The organism is Acinetobacter sp. FDAARGOS_494, assembly GCF_003812225.1.
Taxonomy (GTDB): Bacteria; Pseudomonadota; Gammaproteobacteria; order Pseudomonadales; family Moraxellaceae; genus Acinetobacter; species Acinetobacter baumannii.
In genome coordinates this window covers 1119609-1140851 of the sequence record NZ_CP033866.1, presented here as the reverse complement: position 1 = coordinate 1140851, position 21243 = coordinate 1119609, and the positions used below count along the sequence as shown (strand labels likewise).

The window sequence follows — 21243 nt, the reverse complement described above, 5'->3', positions numbered from 1 at the left end:
CCTCTAGCTAAAATGAACAGATAAAGTAAGATTCAATTCAGCCCAGTCTGTTACAGATTTGGAAAACGCTTCGGCATCAAGTAAGACCTAAGCAAGTATCCATAAACAGTTGTGCTGGCGACCATAGCAAGAGTGAACCACCTGATCCCTTCCCGAACTCAGAAGTGAAACCTCTTAGCGCTGATGGTAGTGTGGGATTACCCATGTGAGAGTAAGTCATCGCCAGCTCATTATTCTAAACACCCCAATCTCAAAAGAGGTTGGGGTGTTTTTTTTGGGTAAAAAGTGGTTAGGGAATAAAAATAAACTGTGTATTATCTAGCTGAACGAATTTAGCCTCAATCAAGCAAAAATGTATCACTCAACAGAAGAAGGCTTCTTGAAGTATAAAGAGCTAACTTTGCAAGAGAACTCTCTTTTAATAATAATTATTTCAACTGTCTGCGAGCATGTTTAAGAGCAGTACGCAGGCCTTCTTCTAGTGTTGGATGATAAAAAGGTTTCTCTAAAATATCATTTAAAGTTAGCTCTTCTCCAATAATCCAGCTTAATAGATGAGCCATATGTTCTGTAGCTTCGGTAAATAACTCTGCACCAAGCAATTTCTGACTTCCTCGCTCTATATAAACTTCAATAGCACCCTTATTTTTCCCGAGTACGATAGCTCTTCCTTGTCTTTCATAAGATGCTTCACCTGTAACAAAATCTACTCCATTATCTTTAAGTTGTTTATAACTTTGTCCCACAATTGCCATTTCTGGATGACTAAATACAATTCCTAATGGAGTAAGTGTTTTAACTGCGTTTACCTGTGGATAATTCAAACAGTTATGAACAACTTTTTTACCTTCATGGGCAGCTTCATGTTGTAAAGGGGTAGAAGTGTATGCATCACCAGCAATAAAAATTGGATAGTTATCTAGTTGTTTAGTTTTTGCATTTACAGGTAGTAATTTAATATCTTTAAAAGACTTATCAATATTTTCTAACTTTAGCGTGTCAAGTAAGCTCGAACGACCTGTTGCAGATAACACGTACTCAGTCTGGATAGATTCTTCTTTTTCATTAATTTTATAATTCAATATAACACCATCAGAAGTAGATTTAACCTCATGAGGCAATGTCTCAAATAAAAAATTTAACTCTTTACTCAGTTCTTCTTGAGCGAGTTGTTGTAGCTTAGGACTAGTAAATGTCCCAATTCTTTTACTACGAGCAAATATAGTGGTTTCTACACCCAAACGATGCATGGCTTGGGCAATTTCTAGGGCAATTACTCCACTTCCAATAATAGTGATAGACTTGGGTAGGGTGTTTAATTCAAATATTTGATCTGTAGTAATAAGACGATCATCTAATTCTTGTTTCCAAGTTTGATCATAATTAGGTGTAGAGCCTACTGCTAAAATAAAACTTTTTGACTGATACCGTTTACCATTTACTTCAATAGTTTTTGCATCAATAAAATGAGCTTTACCCGAAATTTTATGTTCAGTGGGCCATTGTTCGACATCTTTTACTGTGGCCTTAGTAAAACGATCACGTAAGGTTCTCACATGCTCCATAACCTGATCAGTACTAATATCTGCTGAAGCACTCAGCCCAACCTCTTGAGCATTTTGTATATCATGCATACGGTTTGCAGTAGAGATTAAGACTTTACTTGGCATACACCCTACACGTGCGCAAGTGGTATCCCATGGTCCATCATTTATAATTAAAATATTGTTGGTATGTTTAACGGCTTCTTTGTATGCGCTAATACCAGCAGTACCTGCGCCAATGATGATAATATCGAACATTATAAATTCCAATATCTATAAGTTTTTCACTTAATAAGTTACATAATAAAACTCAATGTAATTTATGTTTACAGAGTATGGTGAATATGATTACACTAATAATATAAATAATTAAAAAATCTTATACCTTTAGGAAAGATTGGGGAAATGAAAATTATGTATAAAAAACAACTTACCTTAAAGTTGTCGGCTATTGCTGTGTCAATTATGTTAGCAAGTTGTGGCGGGGGAGGCGGTGATGGCTATTACCAAAATGGTTCATCAAATAACTCATCATCTGGAAGTAATAATAGCGGATCTCAGCAAGCGACTGCTACAGCTTTAAAGATAGAACTAGATAAATTATCAGTTGCCGCAACGAATGATACTTTAACTGTTACTGTTAGAGCTTTAGATAAGAATAAAGGCGGTGTTGCTGGTGCTAATGTCACTTTGGAATTAGATGATCCAACAAATAACGTATCTATAGAAGGCGTATCTACTCAAACTACTGATGCGGCAGGTAATGCTATATACATTATAAAAACACCAAAAACATCGAGTTCGATAAATGAGTTGGTGAAAAATGGTTTCAAATTAAAAGTCTCTACGAATAATGGTACGCTTACTCAAGAACAGACAGTGACAGTAACAGGTAGCAACAGTACTGTCGAAGCTGATACTACGAGTATTGTATTGTTTGATGCTACAAAAACCTCTCTAAATGTTAGAGGTGATCAAACAACCGTCACATTAACAGCTGTAGATGCAAATGGTGCAACTTTAGCAAACCAAGCGATTACACTTAAAGTTAGAAATTCAGTTTTAAATGGTGTCAAATTTACTCCTAATGCGACACAAACTGATGTAAATGGTCAGATCAGCTATACTTTATCTTTTAGTGAAAATCAAAGAACCTCATCATATAGTGCTGGTCAGTTCGTAACAGATGATCTTGTTTTAGAAGCAAACTTTGGCCAATCTACAAAAATTTATACTTATAAACTTGATGTGGTTAATTCTGATGTACCAGTAGCAGTAGGCGCTATTGCCGTAGCATATAATCCGACCACAATGGAAGATTCAAGTGATGGAGTCTACTACTATAAAAATATTTCAGTACAAGTGACTGATGTGGATGGTAAACCGATACCCAATCAAGATGTAGTCATGGGCGTTAATGCTCTTGCGTATTATAAGGGTCGATATGGGTTTGTTGATACTTCTAATCCAACTGATGGTAAACCAGATGAATATCTTCCTGTTATTAGAACAGCCTGTACATCACCAGTCCAAGCTGTAAATGTGAATGGGGACGTTATTAATCAATTAAAGCCGCTTAAAGAAAATTCTACAGTCCAAGTTGTATCGTATATTAACAGTGCAGGTACCGCTGCAACCAATAATAAATATACGACAGATGCAAATGGACGTTTTGATCTTAAAATTCAATATCCTAAAATTTATGCATCATGGTTAACTGTTCAGTTAACGGCTAAATCTACAGTTTCGGGAAGTTTAATTAAAGGTTCTACATCCTTAACTTTAGGTTATTTAACTAAAGATGTCAGCCTTACGGATCTTAATGGCCCAAATATGGAAAGTCCATATGGAATAGATCCAAACTGTTCAAATGGTAATTAATATAAAAAGAAGCAGCCTTTGAGCTGCTTCTTTTTTTAGAGTTGTGTTCCCATACTTACCCCGACAGTAGGGCGTACTTGCATAGATGAACATGCGCTGAGAATAAAGCAGCTTACTAATAAAAAAATCAATTTATTCATAAAATAACTAAGAAAATAAAAAGTGACTTAACAACTTTAGCTGAAGACAGTTTGTATATCTGTTGAATTGATGCAGTTGTATATTTTTTTTTATTAAAAAAAAGCTCTATCTTTAAATAAAAATAGAGCTTATGAATTTATTTAATCGTCTAACAAATCCATTTGTTTGGCTAATTGATAAAGATTATTTGAACGGTTTCCAGTACGGCAGAACATGAGGACCGGTTTTGGAAGTTCATTATAGTGATTTGCAAAAGTACGAACATCAAGTTCAGTAATTTGGCCAGCTACAACAGGCTGATAAACATAATCTAGGCCAGCTTGGCGTGCTGCTTCTTCAATTTGAGCACTGGTAGGTTGTTCTGGACCACCTTCCATGTCAGGACGGTTATTAATAATAGATTTAAAGCCTTTTTCTACAACTTGACCCACATGTTCTGGGCCAATTTGACCTGCGAAACCAACATTCTCTGACATTTCGTCACTCCAAAATTTAATAAAACCTCTTATGCTGTATCATAGCATTAAGCTTAACCTGAGATACAAGACACTAAAACGTTGTTCCTACATAGATAAAATTTATGTAAAAGAACAGCTCTAGATTTTTAAAAGGCGATCAGGATGTTTTTTGTAAATTCATTACTTCGACCATAATGCCACGGAGCACATATGCACGCTTATACGGTTGAGCCTTTATATGTTCCATGTGATCAGGAAATGATCGCAGCTGACTTTTATATTCCAAAAACAAATAATAAATCTGCGGTAATTATCATGGCACATGGTTTTGCCGGATTACGTCAATTCAAACTCATTCAATATGCCCAGCGTTTTGCTCAAGCTGGCTATGCGGTTATTTTATTTGATTACCGATATTGGGGTGGAAGTACAGGTAAGCCCCGAGAGATGATTTCTATCAACTCTCAACTAGAAGACTGGAAGACCATGATCCAATACGCTTCTACGTGTAAATTTATAGATAACCGAAGAATTGTATTGTGGGGAACATCCTTAAGTGGGGGATATGCTTTAAGCCTAGCTTCTGAATTAAAGAATATTCAGGCCATTATGGTACAAATTCCATATGTTGATGGTGCGGAAACAGCAAAATTATATCCACTACAGCGTTATCCCCAAGCTTTAAAGTTGTCGAGCCAAGATTATATGGGTTCAAAAATGGGCCTTAACCCTAAAAGGTTACCTGTGGTAGATCAATATAAATTGTGCTTTATGCCAACAGCAGATAGCTATTATGGTTATTTATCGATTGTGAATCCGGATTATTACTGGAGTGGAGAAGTCCCGGCACGCGTGTTTTTTAATTTGATGCGTTATCGCCCAATTCAACTTGTACGTCAAATTAATATTCCAGTTTTATTTATTGCGGCTCAGCATGATTCTTTGATTCCAATTGAGTCTAGTCGTGAAGCTGCGACTAATATTGCTCCTTTTGTGAGTTATCATGAATGGGATATGAAACATTTTGATATCTATCACGGTTCATGGTTTGAAAAAGCAGTGACGACCCAATTAGAATTTTTACATCAGCATATAGGAGTGATGTAAATGATTATTGTATGTGCATCGTGCGATGCAAAAAATAGAGTACCAGAGGAAAAACTTACCGCTCAACCGAGTTGTGGACAATGTCATCAGCCATTACTCCCGCTTGAGCCAATTGAGTTAAATGAACAAAACTTTAGCAACTACATCACAAATAGTGATCTGCCTATTTTGATAGATTTATGGGCAGAATGGTGCGGACCTTGTAAAATGATGGCGCCACATTTTGCACAAGTTGCAAAACAAAATCCACGTGTCATTTTTGCCAAGATTAATACCGAAGAGTCTCCTCGCTTAAGCCAAGCATTTAATGTGAGAAGTATTCCTACCCTTGTATTAATGAATAAAACCACAGAAGTTGCTCGAATGAGCGGAGCATTACGCGCGCCTGAATTGCAACAGTGGCTAGATCAACAACTTCAAACGAATTTCGGGAGCTAAGGTGTCAGAAGCTTATACCAAACCAGAAGGAATTTTATCCTTACAAACGATTGCCATGCCAGCAGATACAAACTGGAGTGGTGATGTGTTTGGTGGGTGGATCGTGTCACAAATGGACTTGGCTGGAGCAATTCACGCGGAGCGTTTTAGTCGTGGTCGCTGTGCTACGATTTCCATTAATCAGATGACCTTTTTGGTTCCGGTAAAAGTAGGCTTTGTCATTAGCTGCTATACCAAAATCCTAAAAGTGGGTAATACCTCTATTCAAATGCAAATTGAAGTTTGGGATAGCCATGATGACTCTCGTGCCCCAATTCGTATTACTGAAGGGGTCTTTACCTTTGTTGCAGTAGATGTAAAAGGCAACAAACGTCAGATTCCTGAGGAAGCGAAACAGAAATTTCTTGCCTCTCAAGAATCGTAATAAAAAAGCCCAAATTTGAATTTGGGCTTTTTTATATCTTTATTTCTTACGTTTAGGTAACCATGCCCATAACATTTGGCATTGAATCGGTTCATTACCAGCATCATCAATCACTGTAACTGGAATAACAAGTTCACCTTTCTCATGATCAGCAATATATTTTTGCTGTTCGGTAGAGAGAGTCGCTGTTGCTGTTAAACCACCTTCAACCACTTTTAAATAATCAACATGTAATGATTTGATTAATAAAATACGGTTATCTGGAATATGTAAACCCGTTAGAAAACCTGTTGCAGTTTCTGCCAAAAGCGCCATAGCCGCAGCATGGACACCTTTAATATGGTTCTGCATATTTTTTTGATTCTCTAAGCGAACCGTCACATGGTTTACATCTACTTCCAGATAGCGAATGTTTGCTGTACCCACCATTGGCACAATGCGGCCAAATGCCTTACTCCAAAGCGTACTCCGAATACCTTTAGGGAATTTTGAAGTTGCTTTTACCAGTTTTAATAGACGATTGGATTGAGACATGGGATTACCTTAATTGGGAATATCATGCTAAGACATTAATCTTTAAAGTTATTAAATTGTAATGGCAGACCAAATTGTTGTTCACGTAAAAAAGCCATCACTTGTTGTAAAGTGTCACGCTTTTTATCAGTTACACGGATTTTGTCACCTTGAATAGATGATTGCACTTTGATGCCACTTTCTTTAATGGCTTTATTAATTTTTTTTGCTGTATCAGAGTCAAGGCCATCTTTTAGTTTAATCACTTGTACAAAATTTTTGCCTGATGCTGTTGCTTTCTGTGGGTCAAGCGCTTGCACATCAATTTTACGTTTATAAAAGTGATTTTCTAACATGTTATAAACTTGTTCACACTGGAAATCACTTTCTGTACTGATTTTTATCTCTTTATTTTTTTCATTTAATTCGATAGAAACATCATGACCACGGAAGTCAAAACGTGTTGCAATCTCTTTTTGGGTGTTTTGTACAGCGTGATTAACTTCAAATAACTCTAATTCGGAAACAATATCGAAAGAAGGCATAGTTTAGACCTTTACAAAGTGAAAGAATATTTGAGATGCTAAGAGGGTTTTCTTCATTTGCCAAGTGTTGTTTACATCAAAGGAGTGCACAATGATCCGTAAACAAGAAATTACAACATTTGAGTTCCCAGAAAATGCTGTTATCTGGGATGTCCGTGATTCAAGTGCTTATGCAGAAGGGCATGTTAAAGGTGCGGTAAGCCGCCCAATTAATGATTTAAATGCTGATATTTTGAACCAGGTCGCTGCGGATCAGCCGATTTATATTTTATGTGGTGGTGGTAGCAAAGCTCCTCGTGCAGCTGAGAAACTAGAAGGCTTAGATGCCTCGCGTGAATATGTCGTGCTGATGGGAGGGACGCGTGCAGCTCGTGACGCAGGTTTACCTCTAGAGCAGGGCGCATAAAAAAAGCACCTTCGGGTGCTTTTTTATTGGGACCAAATTTTCTCAAGTGCACTATTGAGATTTAAAATAAGGTTTCTTAGGTTTAACTTTCTTTTGAAAACGTTGGGCATCTAATTTCTGTAATAGGCTTTTGGGAACAGGACAAGCTTCACCTAAAATTTGGGCCACTAAAACTTCACTACAAAGCGGCGCAAATAAAAAGCCCTTTGAGCCTAAACCTGCAAAAGTAGAAATACGGCTTTCATTCTGCATTTTTCCCACAAGTGGAAAATAATCTGGACTTTGAGCGCGAACTGATGCTCGTCCTTGCCATTGTTCGACTGGTGGTAATTGTTTTGCATAATGAGGGAAAACGCTGTGGATTAATTCAAAGTTATGCACATGGTCATCAAGCAGTACTTCTTGATCGTCTCGGTTTGGGTAGAAAGAAGCCCCTAGAATAAGTTCAGACGTATTCAGTTGCATACAATAACCGCCATAGCTATAGGCTTCGTTTAAAGGTAAGGTTGCAAAAGAATTATCAACCCAGCTCACCTGTCCACGTATAGGTTTTAATAGCGGATAATTTTCAAATAAAGCAGCACTTTCTCTGGCGCAGCACACCACGACATGATCAGCCTCTAAAGTAGTTTCATTACCACTTTTTAATTGAACTTTATTTTCAAAAGAAATAAGTGTCGTGATATTGGCAATTTTCAGTTCAATACCTGGATGTTGCAAAATCTCATCGCGTAATTGGTGCGGAGAAACTGCTCCAGCTTCGGTCAACAAAATATGTGGATAGTCTGATTCAAGTGAGCTTGTTTGCTGCGTGACAATATCAGCAGGATATTGATCAGCAAGATCGAGAAGATCTTGTGCATTTTTTAAAGCCATTTGCTGTATTTGAATGGGACGAAAGGCTTGAAAATTTTTATAGAAATTTAATGCATGTTGCCAGCTTAAAGTCATGAGATGCTCATGGCTTTGTTCAATTGGGCATAGTTTCGGATTAAGCAATGCCAACGGATTGCCAGAAGCACCTGATAACGGCACTGTACGCTCAAATAGAGTGACCTGATGCCCACGTTGAGCAAATGCCCAAGCTGTGCTTAAACCTGCAATCCCAGCGCCAATTACGGCGATACGCTGCTGAGTAAATTGGAAAGTATCTCTAACTGGTTCTAATAAAATTTCTTCACTTACAGGTGCTTTCCAAACGGCTTTAAGCATTTCCCGTTTATGCCCAAAACCGCGAGGACGAGTAATATCGACTCCGTGAGCCTTTAGCCCACGTTTGAGAATACCAGCTACACTAAATGAGGCAAAGGTAGTGCCATAGTCGGAAAGCCGAACAATATTATTTAAAACATTTTGTTCCCACATGTCCGGATTACAAGAAGGCGCAAAACCATCTAGAAACCAAGCATTCACTGCCTTCGTTTTTACCATACTTGGAAAAATATCTTGTGCATCTCCTAACCATAGGTCGATGCTGAAGCGCTCTTCTGGAAAACTTAAACGATGGCAGCCTGCAAGAGGGAAGGGATATTGCTCAATAAGTTGTTTGGAAAGCGGTCTAAGTTCATCCCATACATTTAAAGCACGAATGAGATCAGCTTTGCTTAAAGGAAACTTTTCGACGCTAATTGCATGTAAATGACTGTGGTTATTTGGACGTACTTGTTGCCATAGTTGCCAGAGCGCAAGAATATTTAAACCAGTGCCGAACCCGGTTTCTCCTACACTGAAATATTCAAAATCTTGTAAATTGGCTAATCGTTCTGATAGGTCATTGCCATTTAAAAATACATGCCGTGTTTCAAGCAGACCATTATCTTTAGAAAAATAGACATCACCAAATTGTTTGGAAATGGGAACTTCAATACCATCAATAGATTCCCAATCCAGCTCAGCAGTTTGTATACGGTTTGATTTGTTCATTCGGTTTAATAAGTCGCTCAGGATTACCACTGACGTCGACGTTTGGTGTAAACATAACTCGCAATAAAGAAGCCAAGCAGTACGCCACCTGCAAGAGTTACTGCGCCATATAAGAACATTTGAGCACTACGTTCACTTTGTAAAACTTGTACCTGAACAGACAAGTTATCGTTCTTTAGCTGCAATTCTTGGTTTTGTGCTAGCGCTTCAAGGTTTGCATGTTCTAGCTGTTTTAGACGAGATGCTTGATCTTGAACTAAAGCCTTAATTTTTGCATCTTGCTGTTGCTTGTTCTTTGCGATTTGTTCTGCTGTAAGCGGTTGTGTTGAGGTTGGTGCTGTTGTAGTCGCGGGTTTAGCTACAGTTGCAGAAGTAGGTGCTGGTTTAGCATTCTGTGTTGACGCTGCAGTTGGAGGCGTTGCTGGTGTCGCAGCAGGTTCAACTGCTCCGGCAGTTGAACATATCAAACACAAGCCAAGAAAGCTTTTGGTTGCAAGCTGCATGCGTTTACCCTTTTGGAAATGCTTTATTAAATGGTTTGACATCAACATGACTATAGATGCCTTCTTTCAAAAATGGTTCTTCTTTTAACCATTCATCTAAGGCTTCACGTGTATCAAACTCTACAATCATGGTGCTGCCATAGAAACCAGCTTGCGGGTCATTAGGGTCTTTTGGCATCGCTCCAGCAGCAACTAGACGACCTTCATCATCAAGTTTTTGCAAACGTTCGATATGTTGAGGACGTACTGCTAAACGTTTCTCTAGAGTTCCTTCGTTATCGGTACAGCTTAGAACAAAAAAAGGCATGTCATCGTATCTCTATAATCAATCCGAAACCACATTAAGCATCTGGTGACTTAAAATGTTTACGTAAAATAATGAACTGAATAATGATAAATGAAAACATGACAATCATGTCACCAAATGCAGTAAATTCACCCCAATATTTTCCGCCGTGGAATAAAAACGCAAAGAAAACATGTAAACCAGACATCACGACAAACATAGCTGCCCAAGCAAAGTTTAAATTTTTCCAACCTTTTTCGCTTAAGGCTAAAATCGGATCAAATAAACGTTGAATAAGAGGCTTACGGTCTTTACCAAACCAAGGTGAAACTAAGAAAGCACCTGCAAAAACTAGATTCAAAATAGCGGCTTTTAAGCGGATGTAAAAATCATCGCTCAACATAAGGGTAATACCACCAAAAATGACTGTCATGAACAGCACAATCCATTGCTGTTTATCCAGACGGAACTTTTGCATGATGAACAACGCACCATACACTACCAGCATTGAAATAATTAAACCGGTAGTAGCGACAAGAATATTATTATTATCAACACCGCCAGCAGACCCGATCAGTTTGAGTAAAGGATGCTGTGTATCGGCTGGATCAACTGTCTTATATAAATAAAAGAAAATAATTAATGGAACAAAGTCCAGTAGTGCTTTCATGTTAGAGTATCTGATCAGGTTTGGTGAATGGCATAGTATAAAAGATGCAAGGCATAGATTTACATACACATAGCAATATTTCTGATGGAACTTTGTCTCCGGAATTGCTAGTGCAAGCTGCTGTCGATGTGAAGTTGCATACTTTAGCGCTAACCGATCACGATACGATGGATGGATTGCAGCGTGCAAAAAATGCTGCACAACCCCATGATTTGCAAATTATTTCTGGTGTAGAGATTTCAAGCCAGTGGTCACGACCAAGCACGAAAAAAAGCTATGGCGTACATATTGTGGCTTTAAATATGCAAGATGAAGCTCCAATTTTAGAAGCATTAGAACAACAAAAAAGAATTAGAGCACAAAGGGCTGAAGTTATTTGTGAACTATTAAAAAAATGTATTGGCTTTGATATTTATCAAGATGTGCTCGATAAAGTTGAAAATCAACCAGACCGGATTACCAGAACCCATATTGCTAAAGCCTTAGTTGAAAAGAATGTAGTGAGCCGTCCTCAACAAGCTTTCGATCGTTTTTTAAAAGAAGGGAAGCGTGCTTTTGTAAAGTTTGAAGGATTGGGTTTAAAAGAAACCATTGAGGTTATTCATAACAGTAAAGGATTTGCAGTTTTAGCTCATCCAACCCGTTATGATTTATCGGCTACAAATACCCGGTATTTGATTGAGATATTTGCAAGTTATGGTGGAGATGCGGTGGAGCTGCCGCCTCCTGTAGATCCTTTATCTACTCGCCAAATGATTGATCGTATGATTGAACAGCATCATTTGGCTATTTCAATTGGTAGCGATTTTCATGGTGAAAATATGCCGTGGATTAAATTAGGAAACACCCCTAAACCAGCGAGTAACCAGCAAGGCATTTGGGAACGTTTTATCTAATCGCATTTTAGAGCAAGTTGTTATCTTGAGCTTGAATTGGAGGAGGTGTGGGCTTACCAAGTGTCCCCAAAAGCTCAATTTCGATACTACGTACCATTGCATCTAAAGGTAAATCATTACTTTGCGTGCCAAATGGTTCTTCAATTTCGGTACTTAAAGCATCAAGTCCTAAAAATGTATAAGCCAGAATTCCAACCAGTAAAGGCGTTGCTAAACCAAGCAAAGATCCTAAGCTAAACGGCAACATAAAACAGAAAAAATAAACAGTACGGTTAAGCAAAACTGAATAAGCAAACGGAATAGGAGTATTTGCAATACGGTCACAGCCAGTTTGTACGACACTTAGATCTGCAACATTCTTATTCATTTGAGCATAAATAATATCTGAAATTTCCCCTTCTTTAAGCGCTTGTAATAATTCCCATTGAATAAGGCTAAGCGTATATTGAGGTGCGTTATTTTGTTGGTAAAGTTGGGTAAGTGCTTGTTGGCTCATGCCACTGGTTTGTATTAGCTCGGTGGGGTTGGCTGTTTGACGGCGTAAACGGTCACGTAATACATTGGCAAATACAATAACGTGCTGAATGACACGTTCACGGCGGGCTTGAGTTAAAATTCGGCAGTCACGGTCGAAATGACGCGAAGTTGCAATCAGGACCCCCCATAATTTTCGGGCTTCCCACCAGCGGTCATAACATGCAGTATTCTTAAAACCTAAAAAAATAGAAAGTACGACACCAATTAAAGTAAAGCCAACTAAAGGAATTTCTGGAAAACGATAAAGGTTAATGTATTCAACCCCACCAATGATTGCCGAAATCAGCATTACTACCCCTAAAGAGGGCAAAATTTTAGGTAATATCGTCCCTCGCCAAGAGAATAAAACTTTAAAAATACTGGGCTGTTCACGAACAATCATTTTATTTTAAACGTCGCTATTTTTGTTTTGATATTCTAAGCTTAGTGAAGCTTTGTCAATATCATTGAACGGCTATTGAGGTAGGGTTGAGCAGTTGTTGTTCAGCAAATGAAAAGCTACCTTCTGGCGAGATAATAAAATGGTCCAGCAGACGAATTTCAACAAGCTGACAGGCCTGTTCAAGTTGTTGTGTGAGTTTAATATCTTCGAGAGAGGGCTGTGCGGAACCAAATGGGTGGTTATGTGCTATTACTAATTGGCAAGCGTGCTGTTGTAAGGCATAACGTAAAGTTTGATTCACTGAAACAGCGCAGTGTTGAACTGAACCAAAAAATAACTTTTTAAAATGTAGTTTTCTCAACTCGGCATCTAAGCAAAGTACCGCAAAGACTTCTTGTTTTTCACCTTTTAATTCGTAACGTAAATAATCTAGAACTAAATGAGAAGAATGAAGGCTTAGCTCAGTCTGACTAAAATGATAGTCGAGATAACGCCGTCCAAGCTCTTTTACGGCCAGTAATTGGGAATACTTGGTAGCTCCAATACCATTAAATTGAGCTAATTCATTGTAAGATGCATCGAAAACAGCGTTTAGACTACCAAACTGTTGAATCAGTAAACGTGCGAGCTCTACTGCTGAATGTTGACGTGAACCTGAGCGAAGAAAGATCGCGAGTAGTTCAGAGTCAGAAAGGCTTTGAGGGCCTTGTTGTAATAACCGTTCTCTTGGCCGTTCTTGTTCTGGCCAATTTTTAATAGAAGTATTCATATTCCCCAGCAAGATTCTGCTTAAAAATTTATTTTGTTTGCCCAATCAATCTTGGGTCTGCGCGTATTTAATGCTATTGTGAGCGCCACTGCAACAGAAAGGTATCCTGTTCGTGAGCTTTGATTTAAGTGTTATTCCTCATAAAAACATTGTTTTAGCTGTTACAGGTGGGATTGCTGCCTATAAGAGTGCCATTTTGGTCCGTCGTCTTAAAGATTATGGTTTTGACGTTCGGGTTGTGATGACACACGGAGCTCAAGCATTTATTACACCTCTAACCTTTCAGGCTCTTTCAGGAAATCCTGTACATACCGAGCTTTTAGACCCTGAGGCTGAAGCTGGAATGGGCCATATTGAATTGGCTCGTTGGGCTGATTTATTACTGGTTGCTCCAGCAAGCTGTGACACATTAGCTAAGTTTGCTAATGGTTTGGCAGATGACTTACTCAGTACTTTATTTTTAGCAACTAAAGCGCCTGTGTGGGTCGCTCCTGCGATGAACCAGCAAATGTGGGCTGCAAAAGCAACTCAGCGTAATTTGCAAACTCTGGTTGAAGATGGCGTACATGTGATTATGCCAGATGCAGGGGAGCAGGCGTGTGGTGATGTAGGCTTAGGCCGTATGCCAGAACCAGAAGAAATTGCAAGGCAAGTGGCGGGTTATTTCCATCAAGCCCAACGTGCAATTGCTGAAAAATTTGGGTTGTTGGCAGGTAAGCGAGTTGTAATTACTGCTGGACCAACCCGTGAGGCGATTGACCCTGTCCGTTATATCTCAAATCATAGTACTGGAAAAATGGGCTTTGCTTTAGCTGCGGCATGTTATGCAGCAGGCGCAAAAGTTACGTTAATTGCTGGTCCTGTAAGTTTAGATACTCCAAACGGTGTTCAACGTGTAAATGTTGCTTCGGCTCGACAAATGTTAGATGTCAGTATGGAGTCGCTTGAGACTGGCTGTGACATCTTTATTGCGACGGCGGCTGTAGCTGATTATCGCGTCGCCGAAGTGGCAGAGCATAAAATTAAGAAAGCAGGGGATGAGCTGAATGTTTCCCTTGTAAAAAATCCGGATATTGTGGCAACCATTGCAGCTCAGGAAAAACGTCCATTTATGGTGGGCTTTGCTGCCGAAACGCAGAATGTTGAAGAATATGCAGCAGGGAAACTCGTTGCTAAAAAGCTAGATATGATTGCATGTAACGATGTTTCTCGCGCCGATATTGGCTTTGCTTCTGATGAAAATGCGATGACAGTATTTTTTGCTGAAAGTTACCATATGAAAAAACGTGAGTTAGAAAAAGCATCTAAGCAAGAAATTTCTCAACAGCTAGTTGAAGCTATTTCAGATGCGTTACGCCGTAAATAATTTTTGAACCAAATAAAAAAACCGCGAATAAATCGCGGTTTTTTTATAGTCTCATTTAGACAATCAAGGGATTTCATCTTCAAATTCAGGTTTGACCTGAACAATGAAGTCTTGACGGTTAAGACCACGCCATAAGGCAAATGCTGTACCGATATAAATCGAAGAGTAAGTACCGACAAAGACACCGACAAACATTGCAACAGAGAACCAGTGTAAGCCATCACCACCCAAGAACATCATTGCAAGTACTACAAGCAATAATGTCATTGAGGTATGGATGGTACGACGTAAAGTCTCAGTTAACGCAATATCAACGATTTCACGTGGAGTCGCGCCGCGAATTTTACGGAAATTTTCACGGATACGGTCTGAAACAACGATGTTATCGTTAAGCGAGAAACCAATCACCGCAAGTACCGCAGCTAAAACTGTCAGGTCAAATGGCCATTGGAATAAAGCAAATGCACCAATAATGATGATGATGTCATGGAATAAAGACATCACGGCACCCATTGCGAGTTTGAACTCAAAGCGAATGGTGACATAGATCAACATTAAAATCAGCGCAAGTGCAACAGCGCCAGCCGAACGAACATAAAGCTCGTTACCTACCTGACCGCCTACAGAGTCCACTTTATGAACTTCTGCTGCATTGTTTGGTAATTGCACAGCTTTGGTAATGGCGTTATTAAGATCTTCAACCTTAATATCTTGTACTGGCATACGAACAAGTAAGTCTTTATTACTACCTAAAGTTTGTACTACAGCATCTTTAAAACCAGCTTTATCGAGAGCCTGAATAACTTCTGCCTGATTTGCTGGCTGAGCATAGTTAAGCTCAGCTGAAACACCACCGGTAAAGTCCAAACCTAAGTTAAGACCTTTGGTCGCAATAAAGAAAATGCTCGCTAAAGTAATAAGGATCGAGAAGATTGCTGCAGGTTTAGCAATCTTCATGAACGGGATGATTTTTGCATCATCCGGACGACCATATTGTTTTGAAGGCTGTTGAGTCACTTTAGTCATCATAGATCTCCTTAAATGCTCAACTTTTTCAAGTTACGGCGTTTACCATAAATGATTTGTACAATCGCACGCGTTACTGTAATTGCAGTAAACATTGAGCAAATAATACCGATCATTAATGTCACGGCGAAACCTTTAATCGGGCCAGTACCGATTGCAAACAGAATGAATGCAACAAGGAACGTTGTTAAGTTCGAGTCGAAAATGGTGTTATAGGCTCGATCATAACCTGCCACAATAGCCTGTTTAGGTGAGGCCCCCCAGAGCATTTCTTCTCGAATACGTTCACATATCAGTACGTTGGCGTCGACGGCCATACCAATGGTGATGACGATACCCGCAATACCCGGTAAGGTGAGGGAAGCACCTATCCAAGACATAATGGTTAAAATCATTGCCAAGTTAAATACAAGTGCAAAGTTCGCGATTAAACCAAATAGACGGAAGAACACGACCATCCAGATTGCAACAAGCAAGAAACCGATTTGCGTTGATAGTACACCTTTATCAATGTTTTCTTGACCAAGGCTTGGACCAACAACACGCTCTTCAACGAAGTACATTGGCGCAGCTAAAGCACCGGCACGAAGCATTAACGCAAGTTCAGATGCTTCTTGAGGTGAACTTAAACCAGTAATACGGAAAGTTGAACCTAAAACGGCTTGGACGGTTGCGGCATTAATCACGACAGACTCGGTATATGGTGTACGAACTTCTGTTTGAGCACCAGTTTTTGGATCTGTAACGTAGCTAATCTTTTGTTTATTTTCGATGAACAATACCGCCATGCGTTTTCCAACTGCATTACGGGTTGCATCTGACATCAGCTTACCGCCAGCACTATCGAGCGTAATATTTACTTCGGCACCACCAGAGTCTTGGCTAAAGCCAGAACTTGCATTTTGAACGCGTTCACCAGTCAAGATACGGTTACGTTGCAACAACAGTTGGCGACCACTATCTAAAGACTGATAAGCAAAAACTTCCGTACCCGGAGGTAACGGTTGACCATTATATTTACCCGTATATGGATCAATATATTGATCATTTAAGTCAGATACCAAACGGAATTCGAGGTTAGCAGTACGGCCTAAAACACGTTTAGCTTCTGCTGTATCTTGAACACCCGGTAATTCAACGACAATACGGTTGCTACCCTGACTTTGTACTAAAGCTTCTGCAACACCAAGTTCGTTAATACGGTTACGTAGTGTTGTTAAGTTCTGATTAACTGCATAAGCCTGAATTTCTTGACGACGTACATCAGTATAAGTGAGCTTTAAGATTGAACCTGTCGTGCTCGCTAATGCCTGTTGGGTATATTCATTACCATTACGGCGTAAAAAATCCATTGCTGCATCACGATCCGCATTGTCAGCAAACTGAACAGTGATCACATTATTATTTAACGCAAGATTGTTAAATTTAATTTTGTTTTCACGGAACTGACGACGCAAATCAGTGGCAGAGGTTTCCATACGTTGGGAAATGGCTTTGTCCATATCTACTTCAAGCAAGAAGTGGACACCACCACGTAAGTCCAAACCAAGTTTCATTGGTTTCGCCCCAATTTTTTGCAACCATTCTGGAGTTGTTGGTGCAAGGTTTAGGGCTACAACATATTGATCACCTAAGTCACGGCGTAATACTTCTTTTGCTTTCAATTGCGCTTCAGAAGAGCTGACACGCAAGAGAGCAGCATTATTTGTAAAAGTATTATCGTGGCTTGCAATATTTGCTGTTTTTAAAATTTGCTCTGCTTTTTGCACCACACTTTGATCAATTTGGGTACCAGCTTTGGCACCGGAAATTTGAACGGCGGGCTCATCCGGATATAGACTAGGCAGTGCGTATAATGTACTGACTACCAGAACAACCAGAATCAGTAAATATTTCCATGCAGGGTAACGCATTCGCTTTCTTCTTAAATGAAAAAGCCGTGCTAAAGCACGACTGTTTTATGATTAAAGGTTATTTAGAGTGCCTTCTGGTAATACAGAAATTACGCTGGCACGCTGAATTTTTACTTCTACACCACGGTTAAGTTCAACAACCGCATAGTCACCTTCAAGTTTAGTTACTTTGCCCATTAAACCGCCAGCAAAGACAACTTCGCTACCAACACCCAAGCTTTCGATTAAAGAACGGTGTTCTTTTGCACGTTTTGCTTGAGGACGCCAAATTAAGAAATAGAAGATTGCAACGAATACAACAATCATCAAAATGTTTGGTAAAAGGCCAGGGCTTTGGGCTGCTGCTGGAGCTGCATGTGCAGTAGAAATGAACAAGCTCATTTTAATTTCCTAAAGTTAAAAAATATGAGTCAGATACCTGACATAATCCTAATTCGTTTTGCAATTTACCTTGTCTTGAGGTTGAGCGCAAATCTCGCTTATTCATCGACAGGGCATGGTGGAACTTCTAATCCGCGGCGGGCATAAAAGTCCTGAACAAATTCATCAAAAGTGCCATTGTCTAATGCATCACGCATACCTTCAGTTAAACGTTGGTAATAACGTAAGTTATGAATGGTACCAAGCATAGATGCCAACATCTCTCCACACTTCTCAAGGTGGAACAGGTAAGCACGAGTAAAGTTCTTACAGGTATAGCAATCGCAGTGTGGGTCAAGTGGTCCTTGGTCATGACGATATTTACTATTACGAATACGTACCAGACCATCAGTGACAAAATAATGACCATTACGTGCGTTACGTGTTGGCATTACACAGTCAAACATATCGACACCACGGCGCACCGCTTCAACGATATCTTCAGGTTTACCTACACCCATCAGGTAACGTGGTTTGTCATGCGGCATCTTGTTTGGAAGATAATCTAAAACCTTGATCATCTCTTCTTTTGGTTCACCAACTGACAAACCGCCAATTGCGTAACCGTCAAAGCCGATTTCAAGTAAGCCATTTAAAGACTCATCACGTAAGTCTTCATACATGCCGCCTTGAATAATGCCAAATAACGCATTTTTATTTTTAAGTTCATCGTGGTGATGAGTCTTACAGCGTTTTGCCCAGCGCAAAGAAAGCTGTAATGATTTTTGTGCTTCTTCATGTGTCGCAGGATAAGGCGTACATTCATCAAAAATCATGACAATGTCAGAGTTCAATACATGCTGAATTTCCATTGAAATTTCAGGCGATAAAAAGACTTTTGAACCATCAATCGGAGAACGGAAAGTAACACCTTCTTCCTTAATTTTACGCATAGCGCCAAGACTAAATACTTGGAAGCCGCCAGAGTCAGTCAAAATTGGCTTATTCCATTTAATAAAGTCGTGCAAGCCGCCGTGTTGCTTGATCACTTCAAGGCCCGGACGCAAATATAAATGGAAGGTATTACCTAAAATAATTTGTGCCTGAATATCTTCAATATCACGTGGCAGCATGCCTTTGACTGTACCGTAAGTCCCCACCGGCATAAAAACAGGGGTTTCAACAACACCATGTTCTAAAGTTAAACGACCACGACGGGCACGACCCGACTGACCTAATTTTTCAAACTTCATTTAAAAATCCTGAACAATAGCAAGCAATGCCTTAGGGCAGTGCAAGGGCGAAAAAACAGTTCGCTGCTAAAAAGAGGGCTATTTTCCTTGATTCTGCGACGTAGTTCTACTACTAAATGTAGCTGACTATAAAATCGGTCAAATTTCCGGTTGACCGATTGCTTTTTTACCTCGACTAAAAGTTCGGTTTATAGTCAAAATTGTCAGTAGCCAAATTATCTCGAAAAGGACGAATTGTTTTTTTAGATAAAGTCATCGTATTGATAATATTATTTGGGAACACTTCAATCTGATTATTAAATACTTCGACGTTGCGGTTAAAAATGCTGATTGCCGCGCCGACATTTTCGTTTTGTTCCTGAATATCATCCATCATTTTGCCATAGAGCGTATCTGCTTTTAGTTCAGGATAGTTTTCAACCACGACATTTAGGCTGTGGATTAGCTCTTTGCTCATTTTTTCAATCTGTTGTAATTGAGCAATATCAGTATGATCGACATTCAAACTTAGAATTTGCTGACGTAAAGCAGTTACTTGTTCTAAAGTTGACTTCTCGAACTGAGTATATTGATTGAGTGTGGTTTCTAGTGCTTCAAGTGTTTTTACTTTCTGGCGTTCGAAATTGGCAACCTCAGCCCAAGCGCGTTTGGTCGCATTGAAATAACGCACAATGTTATTGCGAATGTGGATGCCCCAAGCAATCAGTACAACGAAAATCCCCAAGAAAATGAATAAACCTGTCATTTTTACTCCTCTTATTGTTATTCCCTCATTATGCCCTCTAACTTCTTATTTTTTTTAATAAGTTGCCAGTTCAGCAGTACGAGAGATTTATTTAATTAAATTAAGCATGAATTGCTGAAATTTTTCATATTGCGGCATAGTCATGGTACGTAAGTGACCACGTAATGCGGGAATATCATGAATTTCACTACGTTTACTGATGGTTTGAAAAAGATCTTGCTCACCGAGATAACATAATATTTGCTCTTCATGATGATAAATTAAATCCCCGCTAAAATGTTGAAAAAAATCATGAAGTTTTAAAGTTAGACTTGGACTCATTTCTTTAGCTAACTGGTGCTGGTCGGTTCCGAAAATACTCAGTTCTTGGTTAATGAGAATGTCACTACTTTGCCATTCGCTTAAGTATGGTTCAAAAAAGCGAGAACGTTGATTACTTACAGCAATACCTAAAGCTAGTATTTGAAAAATAAAAGCGCCCCATAAGTCTTTATGAATCTCTTTTACTATTTTTTTATCGCTGTTCTGGTCTTGAAGAATAGGTAAATTATTTACATAGTGGTATTTAAATAGCAGGACTTGATGATCTGTAATGCCGTCATTCCATGTTACTGAAGCAAACTCGGTAATTTCATTCGCTTCATTGCCTCGGTTAAAAAGTGGAAAGTGTTGTTTTAATTTGCTTAAGACTAAAATGGGTTGGGCTTGTATTGGAAGATAAGCTGGTAACTGCTGAAACTTTAGGCCATAACGTAAAGCAGTCATATGCTGTTCTAAATAATGAATAACTTCAGTTAAAGGTTTTTGCGGTTCATAGAGCAAATAGGCGAGGAAACCAGTTAAAAATGCCCATAATAGACTCCAACTATATTGAATATGAGGATGAAAAAAATATCCAAATAATAGCGTCGTAATACTGCAAATACTTAATAAATAAGACAGGGTATTCACAAAACGAAGGTTATGATCTTCACGCCATGGATGTAATGCGTTTAAGAGTTCTTGATCGGTTTGTGACTTTTGTCCAGCATCCCAAAGTCGGGCAATATTACGAAAGACCTGTGTATTTTTTTTACGTCTTATATGAAGTGCTTGTTGTGCGGTATCAATTGGCATGAAAGTAATGAGTTGATTATCATAAAGTGCTAACTCTAGAT

The 21243-nt window shown here is 39.1% G+C and carries 23 protein-coding genes and 1 rRNA gene; 8 read left to right on the top strand and 16 right to left on the bottom strand.

Annotated features, from left to right (window positions below):
• Positions 1-113: 113 nt before the first annotated feature.
• Positions 114-228: ribosomal RNA gene (rrf, locus tag EG365_RS05475) — 5S ribosomal RNA — on the top strand.
• A gap of 200 nt (positions 229-428) precedes the next feature.
• On the opposite strand, the gene EG365_RS05470 is transcribed toward rrf, so the two are convergent.
• Entirely contained in the window at positions 429-1802 is a 1374-nt protein-coding gene (locus EG365_RS05470) for a dihydrolipoyl dehydrogenase (RefSeq protein ID WP_000459659.1), read from the bottom strand.
• 147 nt (positions 1803-1949) lie between these two features.
• On the opposite strand from EG365_RS05470, the gene EG365_RS05465 reads away from it, so the two are divergent.
• Positions 1950-3425: a hypothetical protein gene (locus EG365_RS05465; RefSeq protein ID WP_000700035.1), complete on the top strand. Its 1476-nt coding sequence runs from the start codon at positions 1950-1952 to the stop codon at positions 3423-3425.
• Between the two features lie 281 nt (positions 3426-3706).
• Here EG365_RS05465 and EG365_RS05460 read toward each other — a convergent pair whose 3' ends face one another.
• Positions 3707-4042, bottom strand: a complete 336-nt coding sequence (locus EG365_RS05460; RefSeq protein WP_001293924.1) for a TIGR01244 family sulfur transferase — start codon at positions 4040-4042, stop codon at positions 3707-3709.
• Positions 4043-4234: 192 nt separating this feature from the next.
• Here EG365_RS05460 and EG365_RS05455 point away from each other — a divergent pair, with 192 nt between their 5' ends.
• The 3 genes from EG365_RS05455 to EG365_RS05445 are packed head-to-tail and all read left to right on the top strand — an operon-like array spanning position 4235 to position 5993.
• Positions 4235-5131 (top strand): alpha/beta hydrolase, encoded by an 897-nt coding sequence (locus EG365_RS05455; RefSeq protein ID WP_000543478.1) that lies wholly within the window; start codon positions 4235-4237, stop codon positions 5129-5131.
• Positions 5132-5569: a thioredoxin TrxC gene (gene trxC / locus EG365_RS05450; protein WP_000587647.1), complete on the top strand. Its 438-nt coding sequence runs from the start codon at positions 5132-5134 to the stop codon at positions 5567-5569.
• Position 5570: 1 nt separating this feature from the next.
• Positions 5571-5993 (top strand): acyl-CoA thioesterase, encoded by a 423-nt coding sequence (locus EG365_RS05445; protein ID WP_001287657.1) that lies wholly within the window; start codon positions 5571-5573, stop codon positions 5991-5993.
• A 39-nt stretch (positions 5994-6032) separates the two neighbouring features.
• Here the strand turns inward: EG365_RS05445 and EG365_RS05440 are convergent, their stop codons facing one another.
• Positions 6033-6527 (bottom strand): DUF4442 domain-containing protein, encoded by a 495-nt coding sequence (locus EG365_RS05440; protein WP_000083571.1) that lies wholly within the window; start codon positions 6525-6527, stop codon positions 6033-6035.
• Between the two features lie 35 nt (positions 6528-6562).
• Entirely contained in the window at positions 6563-7051 is a 489-nt protein-coding gene (locus tag EG365_RS05435) for a YajQ family cyclic di-GMP-binding protein (RefSeq protein WP_001138893.1), read from the bottom strand.
• Between the two features lie 91 nt (positions 7052-7142).
• Between EG365_RS05435 and EG365_RS05430 the strand changes: the two genes are divergently transcribed.
• Positions 7143-7457: a rhodanese-like domain-containing protein gene (locus EG365_RS05430; RefSeq protein WP_000619820.1), complete on the top strand. Its 315-nt coding sequence runs from the start codon at positions 7143-7145 to the stop codon at positions 7455-7457.
• Positions 7458-7508: 51 nt separating this feature from the next.
• On the opposite strand, the gene EG365_RS05425 is transcribed toward EG365_RS05430, so the two are convergent.
• The 4 genes from EG365_RS05425 to EG365_RS05410 are packed head-to-tail and all read right to left on the bottom strand — an operon-like array spanning position 7509 to position 10839.
• A complete protein-coding gene (locus EG365_RS05425; protein ID WP_001043531.1) occupies positions 7509-9380 on the bottom strand; it encodes a bifunctional tRNA (5-methylaminomethyl-2-thiouridine)(34)-methyltransferase MnmD/FAD-dependent 5-carboxymethylaminomethyl-2-thiouridine(34) oxidoreductase MnmC in 1872 nt (623 codons plus the stop codon).
• A gap of 23 nt (positions 9381-9403) precedes the next feature.
• Positions 9404-9883: a hypothetical protein gene (locus EG365_RS05420; RefSeq protein ID WP_001175200.1), complete on the bottom strand. Its 480-nt coding sequence runs from the start codon at positions 9881-9883 to the stop codon at positions 9404-9406.
• A 4-nt stretch (positions 9884-9887) separates the two neighbouring features.
• A complete protein-coding gene (locus EG365_RS05415) occupies positions 9888-10190 on the bottom strand; it encodes a YciI family protein (protein ID WP_001115787.1) in 303 nt (100 codons plus the stop codon).
• A gap of 34 nt (positions 10191-10224) precedes the next feature.
• Positions 10225-10839, bottom strand: coding sequence for a septation protein IspZ (locus EG365_RS05410; protein WP_000645707.1), 615 nt, complete (start codon positions 10837-10839; stop codon positions 10225-10227).
• Between the two features lie 44 nt (positions 10840-10883).
• Here EG365_RS05410 and EG365_RS05405 point away from each other — a divergent pair, with 44 nt between their 5' ends.
• Positions 10884-11735, top strand: a complete 852-nt coding sequence (locus EG365_RS05405; protein ID WP_001161523.1) for a PHP domain-containing protein — start codon at positions 10884-10886, stop codon at positions 11733-11735.
• Between the two features lie 7 nt (positions 11736-11742).
• Here EG365_RS05405 and EG365_RS05400 read toward each other — a convergent pair whose 3' ends face one another.
• Entirely contained in the window at positions 11743-12654 is a 912-nt protein-coding gene (locus tag EG365_RS05400; RefSeq protein ID WP_000637023.1) for a bestrophin family protein, read from the bottom strand.
• A gap of 61 nt (positions 12655-12715) precedes the next feature.
• Positions 12716-13435: a RadC family protein gene (gene radC / locus EG365_RS05395; protein WP_012391988.1), complete on the bottom strand. Its 720-nt coding sequence runs from the start codon at positions 13433-13435 to the stop codon at positions 12716-12718.
• A 100-nt stretch (positions 13436-13535) separates the two neighbouring features.
• On the opposite strand from radC, the gene coaBC reads away from it, so the two are divergent.
• Entirely contained in the window at positions 13536-14789 is a 1254-nt protein-coding gene (gene coaBC / locus EG365_RS05390) for a bifunctional phosphopantothenoylcysteine decarboxylase/phosphopantothenate--cysteine ligase CoaBC (RefSeq protein WP_000006958.1), read from the top strand.
• Between the two features lie 63 nt (positions 14790-14852).
• Here the strand turns inward: coaBC and secF are convergent, their stop codons facing one another.
• The 6 genes from secF to EG365_RS05360 all read right to left on the bottom strand — a co-directional run bounded on the left by secF (position 14853) and on the right by EG365_RS05360 (position 21202).
• Positions 14853-15818: a protein translocase subunit SecF gene (secF, locus tag EG365_RS05385; protein ID WP_001984787.1), complete on the bottom strand. Its 966-nt coding sequence runs from the start codon at positions 15816-15818 to the stop codon at positions 14853-14855.
• Between the two features lie 8 nt (positions 15819-15826).
• A complete protein-coding gene (gene secD / locus EG365_RS05380; RefSeq protein ID WP_001270222.1) occupies positions 15827-17728 on the bottom strand; it encodes a protein translocase subunit SecD in 1902 nt (633 codons plus the stop codon).
• A gap of 51 nt (positions 17729-17779) precedes the next feature.
• Positions 17780-18109, bottom strand: coding sequence for a preprotein translocase subunit YajC (gene yajC, locus EG365_RS05375; protein ID WP_000051669.1), 330 nt, complete (start codon positions 18107-18109; stop codon positions 17780-17782).
• 98 nt (positions 18110-18207) lie between these two features.
• Positions 18208-19341 carry a tRNA guanosine(34) transglycosylase Tgt gene (gene tgt / locus EG365_RS05370; protein ID WP_000667231.1) on the bottom strand — a complete coding sequence of 378 codons (1134 nt, stop codon included), beginning with the start codon at positions 19339-19341 and terminating at the stop codon, positions 18208-18210.
• A gap of 175 nt (positions 19342-19516) precedes the next feature.
• Positions 19517-20086: a LemA family protein gene (locus tag EG365_RS05365; protein ID WP_000147156.1), complete on the bottom strand. Its 570-nt coding sequence runs from the start codon at positions 20084-20086 to the stop codon at positions 19517-19519.
• An 87-nt stretch (positions 20087-20173) separates the two neighbouring features.
• Positions 20174-21202, bottom strand: coding sequence for a hypothetical protein (locus tag EG365_RS05360; protein ID WP_001121095.1), 1029 nt, complete (start codon positions 21200-21202; stop codon positions 20174-20176).
• Positions 21203-21243 lie beyond the last annotated feature (41 nt).